The organism is Vermiculatibacterium agrestimuris, assembly GCF_943193085.1.
GTDB lineage: Bacteria > Bacillota > Clostridia > Oscillospirales > Oscillospiraceae > Vermiculatibacterium > Vermiculatibacterium agrestimuris.
The window spans coordinates 20,672-45,659 of sequence record NZ_CALPCU010000011.1; the positions used below are offsets into that span (position 1 = coordinate 20,672).

At 62.8% G+C, this 24,988-nt stretch carries 24 protein-coding genes; 22 read left to right on the forward strand and 2 right to left on the reverse strand.

The features are described 5' to 3' along the window. The first annotated feature begins 208 nt into the window (after positions 1-208). The 8 genes from NFR87_RS05270 to mreB all read left to right on the forward strand — a co-directional run bounded on the left by NFR87_RS05270 (position 209) and on the right by mreB (position 8,399). Positions 209-1,342, forward strand: a complete 1,134-nt coding sequence (locus NFR87_RS05270; RefSeq protein WP_251447368.1) for a M20/M25/M40 family metallo-hydrolase — start codon at positions 209-211, stop codon at positions 1,340-1,342. Positions 1,343-1,376: 34 nt separating this feature from the next. Then, complete coding sequence (locus tag NFR87_RS05275) at positions 1,377-2,507, forward strand: M20/M25/M40 family metallo-hydrolase (protein ID WP_251447371.1); 1,131 nt, start codon at positions 1,377-1,379, stop codon at positions 2,505-2,507. Between the two features lie 93 nt (positions 2,508-2,600). After that, positions 2,601-3,809 (forward strand): hypothetical protein, encoded by a 1,209-nt coding sequence (locus NFR87_RS05280; RefSeq protein WP_251447374.1) that lies wholly within the window; start codon positions 2,601-2,603, stop codon positions 3,807-3,809. A gap of 99 nt (positions 3,810-3,908) precedes the next feature. After that, positions 3,909-5,537 carry a gamma-glutamyltransferase family protein gene (locus NFR87_RS05285; protein WP_251447377.1) on the forward strand — a complete coding sequence of 543 codons (1,629 nt, stop codon included), beginning with the start codon at positions 3,909-3,911 and terminating at the stop codon, positions 5,535-5,537. A 125-nt stretch (positions 5,538-5,662) separates the two neighbouring features. Further along, complete coding sequence (locus NFR87_RS05290; protein WP_251447380.1) at positions 5,663-6,343, forward strand: YoaK family protein; 681 nt, start codon at positions 5,663-5,665, stop codon at positions 6,341-6,343. 68 nt (positions 6,344-6,411) lie between these two features. Next, positions 6,412-6,600, forward strand: coding sequence for a hypothetical protein (locus tag NFR87_RS05295; RefSeq protein WP_251447383.1), 189 nt, complete (start codon positions 6,412-6,414; stop codon positions 6,598-6,600). Beyond that, entirely contained in the window at positions 6,587-7,231 is a 645-nt protein-coding gene (locus NFR87_RS05300) for a ComF family protein (RefSeq protein ID WP_251447386.1), read from the forward strand. Before NFR87_RS05295 ends, NFR87_RS05300 begins: the two co-directional genes overlap by 14 nt. Before the next feature lie 142 nt (positions 7,232-7,373). Further along, positions 7,374-8,399: a rod shape-determining protein gene (gene mreB, locus NFR87_RS05305; protein ID WP_251447389.1), complete on the forward strand. Its 1,026-nt coding sequence runs from the start codon at positions 7,374-7,376 to the stop codon at positions 8,397-8,399. 115 nt (positions 8,400-8,514) lie between these two features. Here mreB and murC read toward each other — a convergent pair whose 3' ends face one another. After that, a complete protein-coding gene (murC, locus tag NFR87_RS05310; RefSeq protein WP_251447392.1) occupies positions 8,515-9,888 on the reverse strand; it encodes a UDP-N-acetylmuramate--L-alanine ligase in 1,374 nt (457 codons plus the stop codon). A gap of 121 nt (positions 9,889-10,009) precedes the next feature. On the opposite strand from murC, the gene NFR87_RS05315 reads away from it, so the two are divergent. The 4 genes from NFR87_RS05315 (at position 10,010) to NFR87_RS05330 (ending at position 13,587) form a co-directional block, all read left to right on the forward strand. Beyond that, positions 10,010-11,002 (forward strand): CCA tRNA nucleotidyltransferase, encoded by a 993-nt coding sequence (locus NFR87_RS05315; RefSeq protein WP_251447395.1) that lies wholly within the window; start codon positions 10,010-10,012, stop codon positions 11,000-11,002. A gap of 91 nt (positions 11,003-11,093) precedes the next feature. Beyond that, positions 11,094-11,372, forward strand: a complete 279-nt coding sequence (locus NFR87_RS05320; protein ID WP_251447397.1) for a YabP/YqfC family sporulation protein — start codon at positions 11,094-11,096, stop codon at positions 11,370-11,372. 9 nt (positions 11,373-11,381) lie between these two features. Continuing rightward, positions 11,382-12,584 carry a sporulation protein YqfD gene (locus NFR87_RS05325; RefSeq protein ID WP_251447400.1) on the forward strand — a complete coding sequence of 401 codons (1,203 nt, stop codon included), beginning with the start codon at positions 11,382-11,384 and terminating at the stop codon, positions 12,582-12,584. Positions 12,585-12,612: 28 nt separating this feature from the next. Continuing rightward, positions 12,613-13,587: a PhoH family protein gene (locus NFR87_RS05330; protein ID WP_251447403.1), complete on the forward strand. Its 975-nt coding sequence runs from the start codon at positions 12,613-12,615 to the stop codon at positions 13,585-13,587. On the opposite strand, the gene NFR87_RS05335 is transcribed toward NFR87_RS05330, so the two are convergent. Next, positions 13,584-13,760 (reverse strand): hypothetical protein, encoded by a 177-nt coding sequence (locus tag NFR87_RS05335; protein ID WP_251447407.1) that lies wholly within the window; start codon positions 13,758-13,760, stop codon positions 13,584-13,586. The two genes, NFR87_RS05330 and NFR87_RS05335, sit on opposite strands and share 4 nt — an antisense overlap. A gap of 84 nt (positions 13,761-13,844) precedes the next feature. Here NFR87_RS05335 and ybeY point away from each other — a divergent pair, with 84 nt between their 5' ends. The 10 genes from ybeY to NFR87_RS05385 all read left to right on the forward strand — a co-directional run bounded on the left by ybeY (position 13,845) and on the right by NFR87_RS05385 (position 24,962). Then, positions 13,845-14,552 (forward strand): rRNA maturation RNase YbeY, encoded by a 708-nt coding sequence (gene ybeY / locus NFR87_RS05340; RefSeq protein WP_251447410.1) that lies wholly within the window; start codon positions 13,845-13,847, stop codon positions 14,550-14,552. Between the two features lie 6 nt (positions 14,553-14,558). Beyond that, entirely contained in the window at positions 14,559-15,620 is a 1,062-nt protein-coding gene (locus NFR87_RS05345) for an acyltransferase (RefSeq protein ID WP_251447413.1), read from the forward strand. Positions 15,621-15,637: 17 nt separating this feature from the next. Further along, entirely contained in the window at positions 15,638-16,537 is a 900-nt protein-coding gene (gene era / locus NFR87_RS05350) for a GTPase Era (protein WP_251447416.1), read from the forward strand. A 196-nt stretch (positions 16,538-16,733) separates the two neighbouring features. Next, positions 16,734-17,486 (forward strand): DNA repair protein RecO, encoded by a 753-nt coding sequence (recO, locus tag NFR87_RS05355; RefSeq protein WP_251447419.1) that lies wholly within the window; start codon positions 16,734-16,736, stop codon positions 17,484-17,486. Positions 17,487-17,499: 13 nt separating this feature from the next. Further along, positions 17,500-17,715 (forward strand): FeoA family protein, encoded by a 216-nt coding sequence (locus NFR87_RS05360; RefSeq protein ID WP_251447421.1) that lies wholly within the window; start codon positions 17,500-17,502, stop codon positions 17,713-17,715. A gap of 1 nt (position 17,716) precedes the next feature. Continuing rightward, positions 17,717-19,777: a ferrous iron transport protein B gene (gene feoB / locus NFR87_RS05365; protein WP_251447423.1), complete on the forward strand. Its 2,061-nt coding sequence runs from the start codon at positions 17,717-17,719 to the stop codon at positions 19,775-19,777. A gap of 50 nt (positions 19,778-19,827) precedes the next feature. Further along, entirely contained in the window at positions 19,828-22,197 is a 2,370-nt protein-coding gene (locus tag NFR87_RS05370) for an endonuclease MutS2 (protein WP_251447425.1), read from the forward strand. Positions 22,198-22,336: 139 nt separating this feature from the next. Then, complete coding sequence (locus tag NFR87_RS05375; protein ID WP_251447427.1) at positions 22,337-22,600, forward strand: HPr family phosphocarrier protein; 264 nt, start codon at positions 22,337-22,339, stop codon at positions 22,598-22,600. 105 nt (positions 22,601-22,705) lie between these two features. Continuing rightward, positions 22,706-23,581 carry a radical SAM protein gene (locus NFR87_RS05380; protein ID WP_251447429.1) on the forward strand — a complete coding sequence of 292 codons (876 nt, stop codon included), beginning with the start codon at positions 22,706-22,708 and terminating at the stop codon, positions 23,579-23,581. Between the two features lie 4 nt (positions 23,582-23,585). Then, complete coding sequence (locus tag NFR87_RS05385) at positions 23,586-24,962, forward strand: MATE family efflux transporter (RefSeq protein ID WP_251447431.1); 1,377 nt, start codon at positions 23,586-23,588, stop codon at positions 24,960-24,962. Positions 24,963-24,988 lie beyond the last annotated feature (26 nt).

Genomic DNA, 24,988 nt, shown 5'->3' on the forward strand with positions numbered 1-24,988 from the left:
CGGACACAATTTTCGTTTTCGGACATTATTTTACACCTATTAAAGACGCTTCGCAAGTGATATCGTATTAAAAGCATCAGGATTGCTGTTTTGAACGGCTTTATATGGATCAAGAGCAAAATTTTTATTGTTTCACAATAAAAGGGATCGGTTCGTCTGCGACGAAGCGATCCACAAAGAGACCTGGGAACGGATCAGGAGGGACGACATGAGAAACGAGAGGATGTATCAAGAGTTTTTGGAGCTGGTGCAAACGGATTCCGCCTCCGGCAAGGAGGACGCCGTGGCCGCTAAGCTCACCCGGAAGCTGGAGGAGCTTGGCTTTACCGTCACCATGGATGACGCCGGCCCGAAGTTCGGCGGGGTGTGCGGCAATCTCATCGCCATTCGTGAGGGGGAGCTGCCCGGCGCGCTGATGCTCTCCTCCCACATGGATCGTGTCCCCAACGGGTTTGGCATCCAGCCGGTGGAGCGGGACGGCGTTCTCTACTCCGACGGCACCACCGTCCTGGCCGCCGATGACATCTCCGGTGTGTGCGCTATTCTGGAGGGCCTGCGCCGGGTCATCGCCTCGGGCAAGCCCCTGCCCCGGCTGGAAGTCCTGTTCACCATTCAGGAGGAGCTGTGCCTGGGCGGCGCCAAGGTCATGGATCCCAGCCCGCTGAAGGCCCATATCGGCTATATCTTCGACTCCCCCGGCGGTGCGGGCCGGTTCATCAACGGCGCCCCCGGCCGGTACATCCTGAAGGCGGAGATCTTCGGCAAGCCCGCCCATGCCGGCAATGAGCCGGAGAAGGGCATTGACGCGGCCAAGACCATGGCCGACATTATTTCCACCCTGCGTCAGGGCCGGCTGGACGAGATCACCACCTCCAACTTCCCCCATCTGGAGTCGGGCACCGGGGCGGCCAACATCAATGTGGTCTGCGACCACGCCCTCATTGAGGGGGAGGCCCGCAGCCGGGATCTGCAGCGGCTGCTGGACTATGTGGCGTACTTCCGCACCCACTGCCAGAAGGTGGCCGATGAGCACGGCGCCCGCATTGAGATCACCACGGAGGAGAATTTCCTGCCCTTCTATACCCCCGAGGACGACCCCGCCCTGGTCACGGCCAAAAAGGCCTGTGAGAAGCTGGGTCTGCCTTTCCAGACCGCGGTGCTGGGCGGCGCCTTTGACGGCAATATCCACAACGCCCGGGGCATGGACTGCATCGGTGTGGCCACCGGTTACTCCAAGAACCACACCACCAGCGAGCAGCTGGTGCTGGAGGACTTCTTCCAGTCCGGCGAACTGTGCGTGGCCCTTATTGAGACCTTCGCCGAGAGTCTGAAGAGCAAGTAAGCGATCCCCCCACTAAAAAAAAGGAGGTTTTACCATGAGGAACGAAGCAATGCTGAAGGACTTTATGGAGCTGGTGACTACTGACGCCGTTTCCGGCCAGGAGGACAAGGTGGCCGATATTCTGGTCAAGAAGCTGGAGGCTCTGGGCTTCACCGTGACCCGGGACGACGCGGGGCCCAAGCTGGGCGGCAACTGCGGCAACGTCATCGGGATCCGGGAGGGTGAGCTGGACGGCGCGCTGCTGTTCTCCTCCCATATGGATCGTATGCCCAACGGCTTTGGGATCAAGCCGGTGGAAAAGGACGGGGTTCTCTACTCCGACGGTACCACCATCCTGGCCGCCGACGACCTGGCTGGCGTGTGCGGTATCCTGGAGAGCTTCCGCCAGGCAATCGCCTCTGGCAAGCCTCTGCCCCGGCTGGAGGTGGTCTTCACCGTGCAGGAGGAGCCCGGCGTTTGGGGCTCCCGAGCCGACGTGCTGGACACCTCTGTGTTCCAGGCCAAGATGGGCTATGTCTTTGACGCCACCGGCGATGTTGGCCGGTTCGTGGTCAAGGGCCCCGGCCGGTACACCATCGACGTGGAGCTCACCGGCAAGCCTGCCCACGCCGGGGCGGATCCGGAGAAGGGCATCGACGCGGCCAAGGCTATGGGCGAGATGCTCTTTACCCTGAAGACCGGCCGACTGGACTTCGAGACCGTATCCAACTTCCCCATCGTCCACGGCATCACCGCCCGGAACTCTGTGTGCGACAGCGCCGGGTTCAAGGGCGAGGCCCGCAGCCGGGATCCCGAGAAGCTGGAGAAGTATATGAAGTACTTCGACGAGCACTGCCGCAAGATCGCCGCCGAGCGCAATGTGGGCATCGAGATCGTCACCGAGCTGAGCTATCCCCCTCTGAACATCACGGAGGACGAGCCGGTGCTGCTCCTGGCCAAGGCCGCCTGCGAGAAGCTGGGCCTTACGTTCAACCCCGAGGCCGGCGGCGGCGGAATGGACGCCAACAACCTCACCGGCCGGGGCATCCGCTGCATCGGCTGCGGCTGCGGCTACGCCAAGAACCACACCCGGGATGAGTACCTGGTGCTGGAGGAGTTTTTCAAGCTGGGCCAGTTGGGCACCACCCTCATCGAGCTCTTTGCCCAGCAGTGCAAGGCGAAATAAGTCCGTTTCCATTCCTTTGGTTTTTACCGCCTGTTTTGAGAGAGGGCAGGCGGCGAAAATAGAAAAAACTGTGTGTAAAATGGAGGTACAAAAATGTCACAGTATCAAGCAGTATTCCTGATCCTGCTCATCTTCTTCGCAGGCGACCTGATCGGCGCGCTCACCAAAGCCAAGATCTCTTCCATGTTCGTCATTATGATGGGCTTCCTTGTCCTGTTTATGACCGGAGCCTATCCCGCCGACATCATGACCACTTCCGGCTTTGCCGCGGTGGCGTCTCTCGGCCAGTATTTCCTGCTGTTCAACATGGGCACCACCGTTGACATTCCCCAGCTCAAGCGGGAGTGGCGCACCGTGGTGGGCGCTATGATCGGCATGGCCGCTGCCGTTGTGGGCTGCGCCGTGGCCATCCCCATCATCGGCAAGGACTTTGCCCTGGCCGCCGCCCCCGTCGTCAACGGCGGCATCGTGGCCACCACTACTATGGTCAAAGCCTGTGAGGAGGCATCCCTTCCCGCCGCCGCGGGTCTGGCCACCTTTATCTACGCCGTGCAGAAGTTCGTGGGCACTCTGCCCGCCTCCAACTGCGGCCTGGGCGTGGCCAACAAGCTGGTGGAGGAGCTGCGGGCCAAGCACGCCGCCGACCCCAACTACAGCTGGTATAACGAGCAGTCCGGCGAGTCCGGCACCGCCAAGAAGGCCCCCTTCTGGCAGAGCATCAAAAAGTACTACACCACCTTCATCTGCCTGGCCATCGGCGCCGCTGCCATCGTCATCGCTGAGGTGGTGGCCGGCTTCTTCAAGGGCACGCCCCTGAGCTTCATTAACATGTCCATCATGTGCATGGTGCTGGGCATCGTGGCCCGGAACACCGGCCTGGTGCCCCCCGCCATCATGGCCACCCAGGCCAAGGCCAACGGCTTCTTCTCCTTCCTGTCCCTGTGCACCATCATCCCCTCTCTCGCTAAGATCGACATCAGCATGATCCCCACCATCGGCTTCGCCACTGTGGTCATCTTCGTGCTGGTCATGGCCTTCACCTTCGTGGTCTTCTTCCTCACCCCCGCCTGGAAGGTGGTGGGCAGCAAGAAGCTGTCCATTGGTATCGCCATGTGCCAGATGATCGGCTATCCCGGCACCGAGCTCATCGCCACTGAGATCACCAACGCCGTGGCCGAGACCGAGGAGGAGCGGGACGCTGTCACTGCCAAGATCCAGACCGCCTATGTTATCTCCGGCTTCACCTCCGTGACCATCCTCTCTGTGGTCATCGCGGGCGTTCTGGCCAACTTTATCGGCTGATCGAGTACATTCCTGATAAACCGACCTGTAAGAAAGCCGGTTCTCCGGGGAGCCGGAGAACCGGCTTTCTTTTTCTCTATCAAAGAAAGGAAGTTTTTCATGCCTGAATTTAGTCCTCTTAAGTACTCCTATGCCTCTCACCGCAATGTGGTCTATGCCAAGAAGGGTATGACCGCCTCTACTTCTCCCGTTGCGTCCCAGGTGGGCATCGATGTGATGAAGGCGGGCGGCAACGCTATGGACGCCGCCATCGCCATGGCGGCTGTGCTTCCCCTGGTGGAGCCCACCGGCAACGGCCTGGGCTCCGATTGCTTTGCTCTGGTGTGGAGCGCTAAGGACAAGAAGCTCTTTGGCTTGGACGGCTCCGGCTATTCCCCCAAGGCCCTGTCTGCTGAGGAGGTGAAAAAGGCCGGGTATACCGCTGTGCCCATGGAGGGCTGGCTGTCCGTCATGGTGCCTGGCGCCCCCAGCGCCTGGGCTGAGCTGCGCCGCCGCTTCGGCACCAAGCCCATGACCGAGCTGCTGGCGCCCGCCATCGAGTATGCCCGCCAGGGCGCCTGCATCCCCGTCAATGTCTGGTACCAGTGGAAGGCGGAGGTCACCCGTATCGGCAATGCCGCCAAGCACGATCCCAAGCTCTTTGGCCCCTGGATGGAGCATTTCACCAAGAACGGCAAGATGTTCGAACCTGGTGAGACCTTCTATAATCCTGACTTTGCCGATACCCTGGAGTCCTTGGCTGCCAGCGACTGCGACAGCTACTACCAGGGGGATATCATGAAAAAGATCGTGGCCTTCTCCAAGGAGACTGGCGGCTTTTTCGAGGAGAGCGATTTCACCAGCTACAAGGCCCAGTGGGTGGATCCCATCTCCGTCAACTACAAGGGCTACGATGTGCTGGAGATGCCCCCCAATGGTCACGGCATCACCGCCCTTATGGCTCTGAAGATGCTGGAGAAGATGGATTTGGGCGCCGACCGGGAGACCGCCGGGGCCTACCACAAGATGATCGAGACCACCAAGCTGGCCTTCGTGGACACCAAGAAGTTCGTGGCCGATCCCCGGTACATGAAGACCAAGGTGGCGGATATGCTTTCCGACCGCTATGCGGATGTGCGCCGGGCCCTCATCTCCGACACCGAGGCCCTCTATCCCGAGGCTGGTGATCCCTCCTGCGGCGGCACCGTCTACTTCTGCACGGCTGACGGCGAGGGTAACATGGTCTCCTTCATTCAGTCCAACTACAACCGCTTTGGTTCCGGCATCCTAGTGCCCGGCACCGGCATCACCCTCCAGGATCGGGGGGCCAATTTCTCCATGGATCCGACCAGCGACAATTATTTGGAGGGTGGCAAGAAGGCTTACCACACCATCATACCCGGTTTCCTGGCCAAGGACGGCAAGCCTATCGGCCCCTTCGGCGTTATGGGTGGTTTCATGCAGCCTCAGGGCCACGTGCAGGTGGTGGTGAACACCATCGACTTCCACATGAACCCCCAGGAGGCTCTGGACGCTCCCCGGTTCCAGTGGGTGGGGGAGAAGAAGGTGCAGCTGGAGCGGGAGGTCAATCCCAGCATCGCCCAGCGTCTGGCGCAGATGGGTCACCAGATCGAGATCGTCAACACTAACATCGGTATGGGCCGGGGCGAGATCATCTGGCGTATGGACGATGGCACTCTCATCGGCGGCACAGAGCCCCGGGCCGACGGCACCATTGCTGCCTGGTAATGGCGGCCACTTGCAAACTCTTTGTATTTGTGCTATACTTTTCATTAACCCTAAAGTGGCCGCACACCTCCGGGCGTGCGGCCACCCTTTTATAGAGGGCCTAGGAGAGACGGGAGGAAGCATCTATGGAAACCAAGCGGATCCCCCTAGCAGAGAGCATGCTGTTTTTGACAGTGGTCACCTTCATGGGCGGATTTCTGGATACCTATATCTACACCGTTCGTAACGGATTTTTTCCCAACGGCCACACCACCAACATGGCCAAGGTGGGCATTGCCCTGGCCCAGGGGAACTGGAATTCTCTTTTCCAGACCCTTATGTTCCCCATCGCCTTCGTTCTGGGCGTTATCGTCAGTGAAATAGTTCGTACCGTGGTCAAGGATCGGGACTGGCGGAGCATTGGCCTACTTCTGGAGTTTTTGCTGCTGTGTGGCGTGGCCTTTGTCCCAGACTGGGTGCCTGACCAGACCATTAACTGCTTCGGCTGTTTTATTACTGCCTATCAGCTGTGCCTGTTCCGCAAATGTGAGTTCGGCGTCCACAACACCACCATTTGTACGGGCAACCTGCGCTCTGTGGGTCAGTTCTTTTTCAGCGCTTTGCAGGATAAAAGCGCGTCTTCCTGGATGCGCTTTCTCAAGTACGGCAGCTTCATCGTCACCTTCGTTCTGGGCTCCGCCGCCAGCAGCCTGCTGTGCGGTGTGATGGGTAGATTTGCCTCCCTGGTGGGGGCGGTCATCGTAGCTGGACTCTATGTGTCCATGATCTTAGACGAAAAAAAGATGGCGGCTTCCGCGACGGCTTGAGAGCTGTTTCCTTTTTGAATGATGCCTGCCTATCCAGGTCGACATATTCTGATAAACGAGGTGACAGTATGCACACAGACCGCCATTTGGGGTTTCGCATGGGCTGCGAGATCCATGACAAGCTCCGCTATATTTCCTCTTATGAGGGCCGCTCCATGAGCGGGCAGATCGTCTATCTGATCCAAACGTGTATCCGGGAGTTTGAGAAGGAGCACGGCTCCATCTCGGAGGAGGAGCTGAAAAGTGCCCTTTTATGACGTTTTTCTTGATCTCCTCTTTCCCCCCAAGTGCCCCTTCTGCGGCCATCTGCTGGAGGAGGGGCTTTTGCTGTGTCCGGACTGTCAGCGCTCCCTGCCCTGGCTCGCCGGCGCGGCGGGGGAGAAGGCGGTGGAGCTCACCGGGGGCTGCGTAGCGCCCCTGCGATACGAGGGCCTGGTGCGGGAGGGCGTCCATGCCTTCAAGTTCCGGGGCAAAAGGATTCGGGGCGAGACCTTCGGAAGGCTCATTGCCCAGTGCGTCCAAGACCACGGCCTCACCGCCGACCTGGTTTCCTGGCCGTCCCTGTCCCCCAAGCGGCTGCGGAAGCGGGGCTACGACCAGGCGCAGCTCCTGGCCGAAATGGTGGGGAAGCAGCTGGCCCTGCCGGTGGCGCGCACCCTGAACAAGGCCGAGCGCCCCGCCCAGTCCGGACTGGAGGAGGAGGGGACGCGCCGGAGCAATCTGCTGGGGGCTTATTCCGCCTGCGATCCGGAGGGGGTTCGGGGGAAGACCATCCTCCTTGTTGACGATGTGGTCACCACAGGGGCTACTCTCTCCGAGTGCGCCAAGACCTTGCGCCTGGCGGGGGCGGAGAGGATCCTCTGCGCCACCCTGGCCCGGGCCAGGTGAGAAGTGGTGACAATTTAGTGAAAATTTTGCCTTTCCCGTTGAAATGCGGATGAAAACCCGATATAATACTATATTATTTCTATTGCGGCAAAAAAGCAGGGCGGACGAGATCGCCCTGCGGAAAGATATATGAGGTGCATGTATGTTCAGTAAAGATATCGGGATCGACCTGGGTACCGCCTCCATCCTGGTCTATGTCAAGGGTAAGGGCGTCGTCCTGCGGGAGCCCTCTGTGGTTGCGATGGATAAGAACACCGGCAAGCTGCTGAAGGTGGGCGCCGAGGCTCAGGCTATGCTGGGCCGTACCCCCGGCAACATCGTGGCCATCCGTCCCCTGCGGGAGGGCGTTATCTCCGACTACGACATGACCGAGCGGATGCTCAAGGAGTTTGTCCGCAAGGTCACCTCCTTCACGCTTTTTAAGCCCCGCCTTCTGATCTGCGTGCCCTCGGGCATCACCGAGGTAGAGGAGCGGGCCGTGGTGGATGCGGGCATCCAGGCGGGCGCCCGGAGGGCCTATCTCATCGAGGAGCCCGTGGCCGCCGCCATCGGCGCGGGCATCGACATCACCAAGCCCGACGGCCACATGGTGGTGGACATCGGCGGCGGCACCGCCGACATCGCCGTCATCTCCCTGGGCGGCGTGGTGGAGTCCGCCTCCATCAAGATCGCCGGCGATAAGTTCGACGAGGCCATCATCAAATATATCCGCCGGCGGCACAATGTGCTCATCGGCGAGCGTACCGCCGAGGAGCTGAAGATGCAGATCGGCTGCGTCTTCCCCCCGGAGGAGGAGAAGAGCATGAGCCTGAAGGCCCGCAGCCTGATGACCGGCCTGCCCCAGGTCTTTACCGTCACCTCCAGCGAGATGATCGAGGCCTTTGAGGAGCCCTCCACCCGCATCCTGGAGGCCATCCACGGCGTGCTGGAGCGCACGCCCCCCGAGCTGGTGGCGGACATCTCCAACAACGGCATCGTCATGACCGGCGGCGGCTCCCTGGTGCAGGGCTTTGACAAACTCATCGAGTCCCATACCGGCATCGAGACCCACGTGGCTGACGACGCCATCTCCTGCGTGGCCTATGGCACCGGCAAGAGCCTGGAGAGCCTGGACAGCATGCAGGACGGCACCATCAATCTCTCCCGCCGCAAGCAGCTCAACGGGTAAGGGAGAAAAACAGGAAAAACGCCCAGTTCGCGTGAACTGGGCGTTTTTTTGTAAAAATGACGGGAAGATGAGGGCGCGTGGAACCGCCGCTCTCCGGGGGGGCGTTGAAGCGGCGTCAGTCCTTGAGCAGGGCTTCGCCGGCGGTGTAGATGTCCCCGGCGCCCACGGTGAGGATCAGGTCGCCGGGCCGGGCCAGCTCCCGGAGCCGGGCGGTGAGGGCCTTCAGGGTGGGGAAGTACTCGCTGCCCGGGATCTTCTCGCAGAGATCCTTGGAGGAGATGCCCAGATCGTTGTCCTCCCGGGCGGCGAAGATCTCCGCCAGCAGAGTTACATCGGGCAGGGAGAGCACCTCCACAAATTCCTGGAAGAGAGCGTGGGTGCGGGAATAGGTGTGGGGCTGGAAGGCGCAGATGACCCGCTGGTAGCCCAGATTCATGGCGGTGTCCAGCAGGGCCTTGACCTCGCTGGGGTGGTGGGCGTAGTCGTCGTAGACCGCCGCGCCGTTGTACGTTCCCTTCTTCTCAAACCGGCGGCCCGCCCCCCGGAAAGCGGCCAGACCCTTCTCCACCGCCTCGTGGGGCACCCCCAGAGAGATGCAGGCGGCGGCGGCGGCCAGGGCGTTGCGCACGTTGTGCTCGCCGGGGATCTGGAGCTTTACGTGGGCGAAGCGCTCGCCCCGGAAGACGATGTCGAACACGGGCAGGCCGTGGTCGTAGGTGAGGCCCTGGGCGTGAACGTCCCCCTCGGCAAGGCCGAAGGTGAGGATGGGCCGCTTTTCCCCTTTGAGGGTGGTCATGGTGTTCCCGTCGTCCCGGTTGGCCACGATAAGGCCGGTCTTCTCCGGCACCAGGTCGGCAAAGGCCCGGAAGGAGTGCTCCACGTCCTCCAGATCCTTGAAGAAGTCCAGATGGTCGGCGTCCACATTCAGGATCACGGCGATGGTGGGGAAAAAGGAGAGGAAAGAGTTGCAGTATTCGCAGCTTTCCAGTACAATGGTATCGCCGTGCCCCACCCGGTGGCCCGCCCCCAGCAGGGGCAGGGTGCCGCCGATCATCACCGTGGGATCCAGTCCCGCGGCCATGATGATGTGGGTGCACATGCTGGTGGTGGTGGTCTTGCCGTGGGTGCCGGAGACGCACAGGGCGTTCTTGTAGCCCTTCATAATGGCGCCCCAGGCCTGGGCCCGCTCAAAAACAGGGATGCCCCGGGCCCGGGCCCCGGAGATCTCCGGATTGTCGTCGTGGGCGGCGGCGGTGCGGATGACCAGCTCTGCCTCCCCGAGATTTTCGGCGCTGTGGCCGATAAAGACGGGAATACCCAGGGAGCGCAGGTGCTCCACAGTGGCGCTCTCCCGGGCGTCGGAGCCGGTGATGGTCATGCCCTGGCCGTGGAGAACCTCAGCCAGGGGGGCCATGGACACCCCGCCGATGCCCACCAGGTGGGCGCGGCGTCCGGGGGCGAGATAGGAGACAATATCAGCAGTTGTCATAGCGACACAACCTTTTAATGTAAGTTATGGTTCTTTGCGGCTATTATAGTTCATATGCCGGAAATTGGCAAGGTAATTCTATACAAAAGCCGGGGCAGTTATACCGGAAGGAGGGGTGGAAATGGACTGGAGAACGCTCGCTGCCGGGGCACAGGCGTGCCTGGAGCGGCTGAAATTGGCGGGGAAGGAGAGCTACCCCGTGGGGGGCTGCGTCCGGGACTTGCTGCTGGGCCGGGCGCCGGGAGATGTGGACGTTTGCACCGCCGCCCGGCCGGAAGAGGTGATGGCCCTCTTTCCAGACGCCGCCCCCACCGGGCTCAAACACGGCACCGTCACCGTTCCCACCGCCGACGGCCCCATTGAGATCACCACCTTCCGCCGGGAGGGGGGCTATGCCGACGCCCGCCACCCTGATGGGGTCAGCTTTGATGTGGGCCTCACGGAGGATCTGTCCCGGCGGGACTTCACCGTCAACGCCATGGCCCTGTCCGCCGACGGGACGGTCATCGATCCCTTCGGCGGCCGGGAGGATCTGCAAAAGAAGGTCATCCGCTGCGTGGGCGATCCGGATAAACGGTTTTCCGAGGACGCCCTGCGGATGCTCCGGGCCGTGCGCTTCGCCGCCCAGCTGGGCTTTTCCATCGAGGAGGAGACCCGCGCCGCCATAGTCCGAAACGCCTATCGGGCGGCCAGGGTCTCCCGGGAGCGGATCCGGGCGGAGATGGAGAAGATCCTTCTCTCTCCGTCGCCGGAGATGGTGGGGCAGCTGGCAGAGCTGGGGCTTTTGGATCACCTCTACCCCTTCCCCGAGGAGGTGGACTGGGCCTGCCTGGCGGCCCTGCCCGCCACACAGGCGGCGCGCTGGCGGGGGTTCTGCGCCTGCACCGGCTTTCCCATCACCGCCCTTCCTGTGGAGCGGAAGCTCCGCCGGGCGGTGGAGCACCCGGAGGCCGGCCTCATCCCCGCTCTGGCCCTCACCCCCCGGGATCTGATGACCCTGGGACTCCGAGGGCCGGAGATCAGCGCCGCCCAGAAAAAGCTGGCGCTCCATGTGCTGGAGCGGCCGGAGGACAACACCAGGGAGAAGCTGGCGCAGCTGCTGAGAGAAAAATGAGGCCGTCTTCCGGCGCCGTTCGCGCTGTGTCCGGGGGTTCATACCGCCCTTCCGCTCCGCATATAAATGCGGGGACGGGAGGGCGTTTTTTATGGACAGGAACCGAAAAAAGGAGGGCTTTCTGGAAAAGACCGCCCAGCTGCTGGAGGTGCCCGGCCAGGTGGTGGGGCTTCCCAAGGTGGAGCTGATCGGCCAGGGGGAGCTGCGTATGGAGAATCACCGGGGCATCCTGGCCTATGGCCGGGAGGAGATCCTGGTCAGCGGCGGGAAGCTCCTCATCCGGGTGAAGGGGACACAGCTGGAGCTGAAAGCCATGAATGCCGGGGAACTGCTCATCACCGGAACGATTTTGGCGGTAGAATTGGAGTGAGGTGAGGGCATGGCGGTACGAAGTGTGATAAATCTGCTCCGGGGCAGCGTGCGCCTGGAGGTGACCGGGGCCTTTCCGGAGCGGTTTTTGAACCTGTGCGCCCAGCAGGGAACAGCCTTTTGGGCGGTGGACTGGCCGGACAGCCACACCCTCCGCCTGACGGTGGCCTGGCAGGACAGGGAGGGCCTGGAGGAATTGGGAGAGCGGACGGGCTGCACTGTGGCCGAGGCGGGGAGAAAGGGAATGCCCCCCTTCCTGCTGCGGTTCAAAAAGCGGTACGCCCTGCTGGCGGGGCTGGCTCTGGCCCTGCTGGCGGTGTGCTTTCTGGGGCGGTTTGTCATGGTGGTGGATGTGGAGGGCAACGAGCAGGTGCCCACCGCCGTCATCCTTACCGAGCTGCGGCGGCTGGGGCTCCATCCCGGGGTCTACGGCCCCAGCCTCAACGTCAAGGACATCTCCAACGAGGCCCTGCTGCAGCTGGACGACCTGTCCTGGATGGCGGTGAATCTCCACGGTATCCGGGCCCAGGTGGTGGTGCGGGAGAAGATCCCCAAGCCGGAGCTGCTGGACGAGACCGTCCTGGGGGACATCGTCTCCGAGGCGGCGGGCATCGTCACCCGGGTGGAGGCGTGGTCGGGAGATCCGGCGGTGGAGGTGGGGGACACCGTTCTTGCCGGAGAGGTGCTTATCCGGGGCTCGGTGCGGATGGATCCCCCCCAGTACAGCGAGCGGGAGCCGTTGTGGATGAGCGTCCGGGCCATGGGACGGGTGGAAGGGCGCACCTGGCGCACCCTCACCGCCGCCATTCCGCTGACGGCGGAGGTGAAGGCCGCCGCCGGCGACGAAAAAAAGGGGTGGTGGATCACAATTTTGGGTCAAAGGGTCAATTTTTACCAAAATAGTGGAATTCCCTTTGAAAGATATGATAGAATAAGCAGGACATGGGAAGTGAAGCTCCCCGGCGGCGCCCTGCCCCTGGTTTTGGGCAGAGAGACCTGGCGGAGCTACGAGACGGCGGAGGCGTCCATCGACCCCGCCGCCGCCCAGGCCATGCTGGAGCAGCAGCTGCTGACGCGGCTGGATCAGCTGCTGGGCGACACGGGCCGGGAGGTGAGCCACAGCTTCTCCGCCGTGGAGGAGGACGGGCTTTTGAAGGTCACCCTCACCGCCGAATGTGAAGAGGAGCTGGGACGCTTCGTTCCCGCCTCGTGACAAGGATTTACAAAGGAGAGACCAGACATTGACGGAACAGACGATTTCCATAGAGCGGCTGGAGGAGGCGGTGAACCTCTTCGGCTCTCTGGACGAGAATGTAAAGCTGATCGAAAAGGAGCTGGGGGTCTCGGTGGTGAACCGGGCCGGAGAGCTGAAGATCTCCGGTGAGGATGGCGAGGCCGTGCTCCACGCCGTTCAGGCGGTGGAAGGCCTTCTGAAGGTCATCGGCCGGGGGGAGACCATCACCGAGCAGAACGTGCGCTATATCCTCAATCTGGTAAAGGCGGGCCACGCCGACAAGATCGGCGAGCTCTCCAACGACGTGCTGTGCGTCACCGCCAAGGGAAAGCCCATCAAGTCCAAGACCTTGGGCCAAAAGCGGTATGTGGAGGCCATCCGCAAAAACCTGGTGACCCTGGGCATCGGCCCTGCCGGCACGGGCAAGACCTATCTGGCGGTGGCCGCCGCCGTGGCCGCCTTCCGGGCAGGGGAGGTCAACCGCATCATCCTCACCCGCCCCGCCGTGGAGGCGGGGGAGCGGCTGGGCTTCCTGCCCGGCGACCTCCAGAGCAAGGTGGATCCCTACCTGCGGCCCCTCTATGACGCCCTGTTTGAAATGCTGGGGGCGGAGACTTACCAGAAATACGTGGAGCGGGGCAACATCGAGGTGGCCCCTCTGGCCTATATGCGCGGCCGCACCCTGGACGACAGCTTTATCATCCTGGACGAGGCCCAGAACACCTCCCGGGAGCAGATGAAGATGTTCCTGACGAGAATGGGCTTCGGCTCCAAGATCGTCATCACCGGCGACGTGACCCAGATCGACCTGCCGGGAGATCAGGTCAGCGGCCTGAAGGAGGCCATGCGGGTCTTAAAGGGCGTGGAGGACATCGCCATCTGCACCCTCACCGGGGCCGACGTGGTGCGTCATGTCATCGTCCAGCGGATCATCAAGGCCTACGAGCAGGACGAGGAGCGGCGGAAGCGGGACAGGCGTTAATCCCGGCAGGCTTCGGCCAGCTTCAGCCCCAGCTGAAGACCCTGGTAGAAGGAATACAAGCCGTGGGCCTGGACGGGGTCGTGGACGATGTGCTCCGGCCAGAAGGCCGGGTTGGGCGGGGTGACGAAATACTGATACAGCTCATCTACCACATCGGGGATCAGTTCTTTCATAGAGAAAACTCCTGACACGATATTATTATCGTGTTCATTATACACGATAACAGGATACGTGTCAACGGGGGGAGGAAAGAAAAAATGATTTTTAATGAGAGACTGCGGGCGCTTCGAAAAGAAAGGGGATGGACACAGCCGCAAACTGCGGAAAAGCTGTCTATCGCCTATCGGAATTATCAGCGTTTGGAGGCCGACGGGAACACCCCCAACTTTGCCAATCTGGTGCAGATCGCCGACCTGTTCGGTGTGTCCATGGACTATCTGGCGGGTCGCACCGATAACTGGGAGGTCAACCGGGGGGCAGGCCACAGAGTCCTCCTCTCCTCCGAACTGGAGGAGGAGACCACCGAAATAGAGGCCCTGCTCCGGCAGGTCATCCCCGCCGCCCTGGCGGCGGAAGGGGTGGACATGCCCTGTGAGGTGGACGTGCTCCTCACCGACGGCGCCGGCATCCACGCCATCAACCTGGCCCAGCGCGGGGTGGACGCCCCCACCGATGTGCTCAGCTTCCCCATGCTGGAGCTGGCCCCGGGGGACAAGCCCTCGCCGGCCGACGCCGATCCCGGCACGGGTCTGGTTCCCCTGGGGGATATGGTTCTGAACCTTGACAGGGTGAAGAGCCAGGGAGAGGAATACGGCCACGGCCCCAAGCGGGAGGCGGCCTATCTGGCGGTACATTCCGTGCTCCACCTGCTGGGCTATGACCACATGGACGAAGGGCCCATGAAGGCCCAGATGCGCACGCGGGAAGAGGCCATCCTGGCCCAGCTGGGCATTACGAGAGGATAGAGAGATATGGAAGAAAAACGCCTGCCGGAAAAGCAGAGGGATCTGAACCTGGACTTCATCCGGGGCCTGGCCGCCTTTTTGGTCATCGCCGTCCACTTTATGATGATGAGCGAGTTCTACTACCAGACCATGGCGGGGGGACGGATGTATCTGCTGGGCTGTGTGCGCATGGCCTTTATGAACTGCGTGCCCCTGTTCCTCCTTCTCAGCGGCTATTTGTGCTGTGAGAAGAAGCTGTCCAAGGGCTACTACCTGGGGGTGCTCCGGGTGGTGGTGGCCTATCTGCTGTGCAGCGGCGTGAGCGTCTTCTACCGCTGGTGGCGGCTGGGGGAGGAGATGAGCCTGCTCCACGCCGGGCGCATGGTGCTGGACTACTCCGGCATTGCCACCGGATGGTACATTGAGATGTATCTGGGCCTGTTCCTGCTCATCCCCTTCCTCAACATGCTCTGGAGAGGGGCGGAGAGCAAGGGGGCCCGCAAGGCCCTCATTGTCACCCTGCTGGTTTTGGCCAGCCTTCCGGTGCTGGTGAATGTCAGGTACAGCATCCTGCCCGACTGGTGGAAGGGGATCTATCCCCTGGCCTACTACTTCCTGGGGGCCTGGTTCCGTACCTATGATACCCGCATCTCCTGGGGCAAGGGGCTTCTGGGCTTCCTGGCCGCCGTCGCCGCCGGCGGGGCACTGGTCTATGTCACCAGCCGGAACCAGATGTTCGTCTGGACGGAGGCCACCGACTGGGCGGGGCCCACGGTGGTGTGCTCGGCCTGCCTGCTGTTCCTCGTGCTCCGGCAGATCAGGTTGGACGGACTTCCCGGAGGTGTGAAGTGGTGCATTGCCAAAGGCTCGGAGCTGTCGCTGAACATCTACCTGGTGTCCTGGTGCTTCGACAACGCCTTTTACCCCGTCCTGTGGGAGAAAGTCCCCGATTTCATGGCCCGGATGCCCTTCTTCCCGGTGATGACCCTGGCGGTCTACCTCTGCTCGGCGGTGGTGGCCCAGGTTCTGGAATGGGTGGGCGGCTGGATCGTGAAAGGGGTGAAAAAGCCCCTGGAGAAATTGCTCTGAAAGAGAGGATCACCTGAATGAAGGCACAAAAGACCAAGGCCGGCATGATCGCCGTGGTGGGCCGGCCCAATGTGGGCAAGTCCACCCTCACCAACACCCTGGTGGGGGAGAAGATCGCCATCGTTTCCAACAAGCCCCAGACCACCCGCAACCGCATCTGCGCCGTGGTCAACCGGGGGGAGAGCCAGTTCGTGTTCATGGACACCCCCGGCCTCCACAAGGCCCGCACCCGGCTGGGAGACTATATGGTGGGGGTGGTGCGCCAGAGCGTCAGCGACGTGGACGCCGCCCTGCTGCTGGTGGAGCCTATCCCCAACGTAGGCGGGCCGGAGGAGGAGCTGATAGAGCGGCTGGAGAGCGCGAAGATCTCCACGGTGCTGGTCATCAACAAGATCGACACGGTGAAGAAGGAAGAGCTTCTCTCCGTCATCGCCGCCTATACGGAAAACCACAGCTTCGCCGCCGTGGTGCCCATCTCCGCCAAGGAGGGGGAAGGGGTGAGCGACCTTCTCTCCCTGCTGGAGGACTACCTTCCGGCCGGGCCTTGGCTCTTCCCCGAGGGGATGGTCACCGACCAGCCCGAGCGGCAGGTCTGCGCTGAGATTTTGCGGGAGAAGCTTCTCCTGTGCCTGGATAAGGAGGTGCCCCACGGCACCGCGGTGGAGCTGACCAAGTTTTCTGAGCGGGAGGACGAGGTCATTGAGTGCGACGCCACGATCTACTGCGAGAAGGACAGCCATAAGGGCATCATCATCGGCAAAAAGGGCGCCATGCTCAAAAAGATCTCCACCCTGGCCCGGGAGGATATGGAAAAATTTATGGGCGGGAAAATTTACCTGCAGACCTGGGTAAAGGTGAAGGAAAATTGGAGAGATAACGTCAATCTCATCCACAATTTCGGTTACCGGGAAGACTGAGAAGCGCAAAATTTCCCTGACATGTTTTTCGGCGTGTCAGGCAAGCTAACTCCAGAGAAAAAAGGAGGGCTTGTCCATGACTGCCGAGACCGCATGGAACATCTTCATTGCCACGGGACTTCCCGAGGCGTATACTGTCTACTGCCGGCTGAAGGAGGAGGAGCGTCAGGCCAAAAGCGCCTGACGCCCGATACATATGGCGCATTTGGTGACGCGGGGCCTGGTGCTCCGGGAGGTCAACTACAAAGAGAGCGACAAGATCCTTACCGTCCTGGCGGAGGGTCAGGGCAAGCGCACCGTGAAGGCCCAGGGCTGCCGGAGGAAGAACAGTCCTCTGGCGGCCCCGTCCCAGCTTTTGGTCTATTCCGAAATGACCTGGTTTGACTATCAGGATCGCTGGAGCCTGAAGGAGGCCGCCACCCTCCATGAGTTTCGGGGGGTGCGGGAGGACTTGGACAAGCTGGCGCTGGGCTCCTATTTTGCCGAGGTGGCGGAGGCGGTGGCCGAAGAGGGCGTGGAGACGCCGGGACTTTTGTCCTTGACGCTCAACTCCCTCTACGCCATGGACAAGCTGCGCCTTCCCCTGGAGCAGATCAAGGCCGCCTTCGAGATCAAGCTGTGCTGTCTGGCGGGGTATGAGCCGCTGCTGGATGCCTGCGCCGTGTGCGGCGTGGAGCCCACCCAGCCCCGGCTGAACCTGTCCGAGGGGGTGCTCCACTGCGCCCGGTGCCGGGAGGAGCTGGGGGATGTGGGCATCTCCATGCCCCTGGACGGCCCCTCTTTGGCCGCCATGCGGCATGTGGCCTATGGCGAGGCCAAGCGGCTTTTCTCCTTCCGGCTGGAGGGGGAGAGCATGGGCCGCTTCACCGGGGCGGCGGAGAGCTTTCTGCTGACCCAGCTGGAGCGGGGGTTCCGCACGCTGGATTTTTATAAATCACTGCAGGTCTGAGGAGGAGATACCCATGACCTTGGATAAAGGAGCGGCAGGAGAGAGCTACACCGTGGAAAAAATGAACCTGCCCGAGCAGGTGGAGCACCGCCTGGAGGCCCTGGGGATGACCCTGGGCACCCGGGTGTGTGTGCTGGGCAGCAAGGATAAGGGCACCCTCATTCTCAAGGTGCGGGGTACCCGGTTCGCCATAGGCCGGGGCATCACGGGAAAGATCGAGGTGGCTTGACATGGCAAAGGAATTGACCGTGGCCTTTATCGGCAACCCCAACTGCGGCAAGACCACCCTCTTCAACGCCTATACCGGGGCCAACCTGAAGGTGGCCAACTGGCCGGGCGTCACTGTGGAGCGGGTGGAGGGAGTCATGAAGGATCACGGGCTGAACATTCGCCTGGTAGATCTGCCGGGCACCTACTCCCTGACCTCCTACACCATGGAGGAGCAGGTCTCACGGGGGTTCATCCTCTCCGATGAGGTGGATGTGATCATCGACGTGGTGGACGCCTCGGCCCTGGAGCGAAACCTGTACCTCACCCTCCAGCTTTTGGAGCTGGGCAAGCCGGTGGTGGTGGCCCTCAATATGATGGACATTGTGGAGAAGCGGGGCATGGAGATCGACCTGCACCGCCTGCCCGAGATGCTGGGCACACCGGTGATCCCCGTCTCCGGCCGGAAGCGGACGGGCCTTGAGGTGCTCATGCACGCCGCCGCCCACCACGCCGGTGCGGGCCATCACGACCCCATCATCCACGAGCATGCGTGGCACGGCCACGGCCAAACCGCCCAGAGTCCCAAGCACGAGAAGTACGCCATGGTCTACGACGAGCTGATGGAGTTCCGCATCGACGCCGTGGAGACCGCCCTCAAGCGGAAGCGGCCGGAGCTGACGCCCGCCCGGTGGTACGCCATCAAGATGCTGGAGGGGGACAGGGAGCTGCGGCAGGAATATTCCGTGGACCTGCCCGACCTTTTGGAGGAGAGCTGCGAGACCGAGATCATCAACCAGAAATACGATTTCATCGAAGAGATCATGGCGGAGGTGCTGGTCCACCGGGAGGAGAAGGCGGCCAGCACCGAGAAGGCCGACCGGGTGCTGACCCATCCCATCTGGGGCCTTCCCATCTTCCTGGGCATCATGGCGGTGGTGTTTTTCCTCACCTTCACCCTGGGGGACTTTCTGGCGGCGTACTTCGAGCTGGGGATCGGCTGGTTTTCCACCCTCGTGGGGGAGACCCTCTCCCGCTGGGGGGTGGGGGAGCTGCTGGTGGCCCTTATCACCGACGGCATCATCGCCGGGGTGGGGAGCATCCTGACCCTTCTGCCCAATATCTTCATTCTCTTTTTGGCCCTGGCCTTTTTGGAGGATACGGGCTATATGGCCCGGGTGGCCTATATTATGGACGGCATTATGGGAAAGATGGGCCTGTCCGGCCGGGCCTTCCTTCCCATGGTGCTGGGCTTCGGCTGTTCGGTGCCCGCCATCATGGCCTCCCGGGCGCTGGAGAGCCGCCGGGACCGGTTTAAGGTCATGCTGGTGACCCCCTTCATGTCCTGCTCGGCAAGGCTCCCCATCTACATCCTCTTCTCCCAGCTCTTTTTTGAGCGGTATGCCATGCTGGCGGCCTACTCCATGTATCTCATCGGTATCTTGGTGGCGCTGTTGGTGGCTCTCGTCATCCACACCGCCGAGCGGCGCACCGGCCGGGCGCGCAACGACCTGCTTATCGAGCTGCCCGAGTACAAGATGCCCTCTGGGCGGACAGTGGCGGTCTACGTGTGGGAGAAGGTGAAGGATTACCTCACCAAGGCGGGCACCATCATCTTCGCCGCCTCGGTGATCTTGTGGTTCGTGCTCAACTTCGGCCCCGCCGGCTATACCGCCGCCATGGACGACAGCTTTGCCAGCCTCATTGGCCGGGCGCTGGCTCCGGTGATGGCCCCGGCGGGACTGGGGTTCTGGCCCGTGGTGGTGGCGCTGATCGCCGGCGTATCCGCCAAGGAGGTGGTGGTCTCCTCCACCGCCATCCTGTTCCGGGTGAGCAACGTCAACTCCGCCGCCGGGATGGCGGCCGTCCACGCGGGACTGTCCGCCCTGGGCTTCGGGCCGCTCAACGCTTACTGCATGATGGTCTTCTGCCTGCTCTATGTCCCCTGCGCGGCCACCATCGGAGTCATCCGCCGGGAGTCGGGCAATTGGAAGTGGACTGCCTTTTCCGTGTGCTTCCAGGTGGCGGTGGCCTATGGTATGAGCGTCCTGATCTATCAGGTCGGCGGACTGTTTTTGAGATGAACAGGGCGGACGCATTTGCGCCCGCCCCGGCACGGGAATTGAGGTATGCTATGAAAGACGAATTATTTGAAAAATCCATGCTTACCCTGGAGCTGCCCAAGATCCTGGAGCTGCTGGCAAACGAGGCGGTGACCGAGGAGGGAAAGGAGCGGTGCCTGGCGCTGCGGCCCTTTATCGACGCCGACGACGTACAGCGTGCCCTCCATGAGACCTCCGCCGCGGTGGATCTGGTCGCCCTCCGGGGCGCCCCCTATTTCGGCGGGGTGAAGCCGGTGCGCGCCTGTCTCCAGCGGGCGGATATGGGGGGCGCGCTGAACACCCGGGAGCTGCTGGGGATCGCGGCGGTGCTCCGGTGCGCCAGAGGGTGCATCGAGTATGCCGCCGGGGGGGAGAAGACTCCCATTGATCCGCTTTTCAAGGGCCTGACAGCCAACCGCTTTCTGGAGGAGCAGATCTCCGGCTCCATCCTCTCCGAGGAGGAGATCGCCGACGCCGCCAGTCCGGAGCTTGCCGACATCCGCCGGAAGAAGCGGGCGGCGGCGGGGAAGGTGCGGGACATTTTGCAGAAGCTCATCTCCTCCAACCAGTCCAAATACCTGCAGGAGAACATCATCACCCAGCGCAACGGGCGGTATGTGGTGCCGGTCAAGTCCGAGCACAAAAACGACGTGCCCGGCCTGGTTCACGACCTCTCCGCCAGCGGCGGCACCTTCTTCATCGAGCCTATGGGGGTGGTGAAGGCCAACAATGAGCTGCGGGAGCTGGAGGCCAAGGAGGAGAAGGAGATCGAGCGTATCCTGGCCCAGCTCTCGGCGGAGTGCGCCGCCCACAGGGAGGACATCGCCCAGGACTACGACCTTATCATCCTGCTGGATGTGGTCTTCGCCAAGGCGGGGCTGTCCCTGCGGATGCGGGGGATGTCCCCCAGGATCGTGGAGCGGGGTGTCTCCTTTGAAAGCGCCCGCCATCCCCTGCTGGATCGGGACACGGCGGTGCGCAACGATCTGCGCCTGGGGGAGGACTTCGACACCCTGGTGGTCACCGGCCCCAACACCGGCGGCAAGACGGTGACGCTGAAGACCCTGGGCCTTCTGGTGCTCATGGCCCAGTGCGGCCTCCACATCCCCGCCGGAGGGGACAGCCATATGCGGGTGTTCCGCCGGGTGCTCTCCGATATCGGAGACGAGCAGTCCATCGCCCAGAGCCTGTCCACCTTCTCCTCCCACATGACCAACATTGTGGGGATGCTCGCCGAGGCGGACGAGGACACCCTCATCCTCTTTGACGAGCTGGGGGCGGGCACCGACCCGGTGGAGGGGGCCGCCCTGGCGGCGGCCGTCATCGAGGAGGCCCGCTCTCTGGGCTGCCTGGTGGCCGCCACCACCCACTACGCCGAGCTGAAGGTCTACGCCATGACCACCCCCGGGGTGGAGAACGCCTCCTGCGAGTTTAACGTAGAGACCCTGGCCCCCACCTACAAGCTGCTTATCGGCATCCCCGGCAAGTCCAACGCCTTTGCCATCTCCCGGCGGTTAGGGCTCCCCGAGCATGTCATCGACGCGGCGGCGGGGCGGGTGAACGCCGAGAACATCCGGTTCGAGGATGTGCTCACCCAGCTGGATCGCCAGCGGCAGGAGATGGAGAAGGAGAAGGAGGCCGCCCGGCTGCTCCGCCGGGAGACCGAGGAGGCAAAGCAGAAGGCCACCCAGTACCGGGACGACCTGGAAAAGCAGCGCTCCAAGGCGGTGGAGCGGGCCCAGGCCGAGGCCCGGATCATTCTGGAGGAGGCGCGCCGGGCCGCCGACGAGACCTTCCAGGAACTGGACGACATGCGGAAAAAGAGCAAACAGGAGCTGGACGCCCAGCGGGTCAACGAGGCCCGCACCGGCCTGCGCCGCCGGCTCAACGCCGCCGAGGACGCCCTGGGCCAGCGGCCGGAGACGCCTCCGCCGCCCCCCACCCGCCCCGCGGTGAAGGGGGACACGGTGGAGCTGGTGAAGATGCCGGGCACCAAGGCCGTGGTGCTGGATGTGAAGAAGGATGGCACCCTGCAGCTCCAGGCGGGCATTTTGAAGCTCACCGCCAGCCAGGCCGAGGTGCGGGTGACCCAGGGGGAGACCGAGCAGTCGGTAAAGCGCATCGTCTCCCGGGCCACCCACCAGCTGCGCTCCCTGGGGGCCTCCCCGGAGGTGGATCTCCGGGGCATGACGGGGGACGAGGCGGTGGTAGAGCTGGACCGGTTCCTGGATCAGGCCGTCATGGGCAAGCTCCAGGAGGTGCGCATCATCCACGGCAAGGGCACCGGCGCGGTGCGCGCGGCGGTGCGGGAGCATCTCAAGCGCAGCCGCTATGTCAAGTCCTTCCGTCCCGGCCGCTATGGAGAAGGGGAGGACGGCGTGACCGTCGCGGAGCTGAAGTGAGAAACCGTGTCCCCGTTGCATCGCCCTGTGGGGTTTTGCATAAGCCGGTGGCTTTTATTTGTGTATTTTGCCGTTGACGGCAGGGGATAAATTTGCTATTCTATTACCACAGTACAAGTGTGCTTGGGGGGAAATCGCTATGTATATGAAGGAAGCTACCGTAAACAATCAGGTGGGTCTTCACGCCCGTCCGGCCACTTTCTTTATCCAGAAGGCCAACGAATTCAAGTGCTCTATCTGGGTGGAGAAGGATGAGCGCCGGGTGAACGCCAAGAGCCTGTTGGGCGTTTTGTCCCTTGGTATCGTCAAGGGTACCGCCATCAACCTGATCGCCGACGGCGCCGACGAGAAGGAGGCCGTCGAGGCCCTCGTGGAGCTGATCTCCGGCAACTTTGAGGACTGAGCAAATACCCAACAACGCGCAGAAAAAAGCGCCGCGAACGCGGCGCTTTTTTTGACGATTGCGCGTCTTTTCGCGCAGAGCCTGGAGAGAGGGGAGGGGGAAGGCGTGGTCTGCAGTCAGTGTCCCAGAAATTGCGGCGCGGCGCGGGGAGAGACCGCCCCGGGCGGCGTGTGCGCCATGCCCCGGCAGGCGGTGGTGGCCCGGGCGGCCCTCCACCATTGGGAGGAGCCGCCCATTTCCGGCACCCGGGGGGCGGGGACGGTGTTTTTCTCCGGCTGTAACCTGCGGTGCGTGTTCTGTCAGAACAGCGCCATCAGCCAGGCGGGCTATGGGAAGCCTGTTACGGTGGAGCGGCTTCGGGAGATCTTCCGGGAGCTCGTTGCCCAGGGGGCCCACAACATCGACCTTGTGACCCCCACCCACTTTACCCATGTGATCCTGGAGGCTTTGGAGGAGCCCCTTCCCGTGCCCGTGGTGTGGAACAGCGGCGGCTATGAGAAGGTGGAGACCCTGCAAAGGCTGGAGGGGAAGGTGCAGGTCTACCTGCCCGACCTGAAATATTTGGATCCCCAGCGGGCCCGGCGTTACTCCGCGGCCCCTGATTACCCGGCGGTGGCCGCCGCCGCCATCCGGGAGATGGTTCGCCAGACCGGCCCCTGTGTTTTTGACGGCGACGGGCTTATCCGGCGGGGGGTCGTCATCCGCCACCTGCTCCTCCCCGGCGGCCTTCCGGAGGCCAGGGCGGTGATGGACTGGGTGGGGGAGACCTTCCCCCGGGGAGAGGTATATTTTTCCCTCATGAGCCAGTATGTGCCCCTGGGAAGGGCGGGTCAGTACCCGGAGATCGACCGGCGGCTGCGCCGGAGCGAGATCCAAGCCGCCCAGGAATATATGGCGGCGCTGGCGCTGCCCGGCTTCACCCAGGACGCCGACTCGGCCACAGGGGAGTATGTTCCCCATTTCGACTTGACAGGAGTGTGATACCATGTCTGTGCTGACAGGACAACAGGAGCGGCTGCGTATCCTGTGGCGTCTGTCCTGGCCGGCCATCATCGAGCAGGTGCTGGGCACCATGGTGAGCTATGTGGACGCCGCCATGGTAGGGGTGCTGGGCGCGGTGGGTTCCGCCGCCGTGTCGGTGAACGGCCCGCCCATCTGGCTGCTCAACGGTATTCTGGCCGGAGTGGGCGTGGGTTACTCGGTCCAGGTCTCCAACGCTGTGGGGGCAAACGCCCCCCAGCGGGTGCGGAAGGTCATCCGGCAGGCCTTTCTGGCGGCGCTGATCTGCGGCCTTGCGGCCTGCGGGCTCTATGAAGTGCTGGGGGGCTATCTTCCCCGGTGGCTGGGGGCCAAGCCGGAGGTGCTCCCCCACGCCGTCCACTACATCCGCATCTACTGCGCCGCCATGCCCTTCAACGCCCTGCTGATTGTCTTCGCGGCGGTGCTGCGGTGTATGGGCAACACCAAGACACCGCTTTTGTTCAATACCGCCGCCAACCTGGCCAATATGGTGCTGAACTTCTTTCTTATCTATCCCACCCGGGAGTGGAACGGCCTGACCATCCCTGGCGCGGGCTGGGGTGTGGAGGGAGCGGCGGTGGCCACCGCCGCGTCCATTGTCTGCGCCGGCGTGCCCGCGGCCATCGCCGCCTTCCGTCAGGGACAGTATACCACCTCCCTCCGGGAGGGACTGCAGCCGGATAGGATGATCATCTTCCGGGCTGTCCACCTGGGCTTCCCCTCCGCCCTGGAGCGGGCGGTGGTGAACCTGGGGCAGATCGCCATGACAGGACTGGTGGGACACGCCCTCACCACCGCTGCCCTGGCGGCCAACAACATCGCCACCACCGCCGAGGGGCTGTGTTATCTGCCCGCCTACGGCATCGGCTACGCCGCCATCGCGCTGGTGGGACAGGCGGTGGGGGCGGGGAGCAGGGAGGACGCCAAGGCCTACGGAGACCTGACGGCTATTCTGGGCTCCTTTCTGTGTCTGGTCACCGGCACCGCCCTCTTCCTCTTCGCGACGCCTCTGGCCTCCCTGTTCAACTCCGACGCCCAAGTGGTGGCGGAGGCCGCCCTGGCCCTGCGGGTGGTGGCCTTTGCCGAGCCCTTCTTCGCCCTGTCCATCATCCTCACAAGCGCCCTGCGGGGGGCGGACGATGTGCGCTTCCCCATGATGGTGGGCCTGGCGGGAATGTGGTTTATCCGGGTGCCCCTGGCCTGTCTGCTGGTGCTCCGCTTTTCGTGGGGCCTGGCGGGGGTGTGGTTCGCCATGTCCATGGATCTCGTCCTGCGGGGCGTGCTGTGCGCCTTGCGCTGGCGGAAGGGCAAGTGGGTGGCCCTGTCCGGGCTGGAAGGATAAAAAAGCTCCGAGCCAAGCGGCTCGGA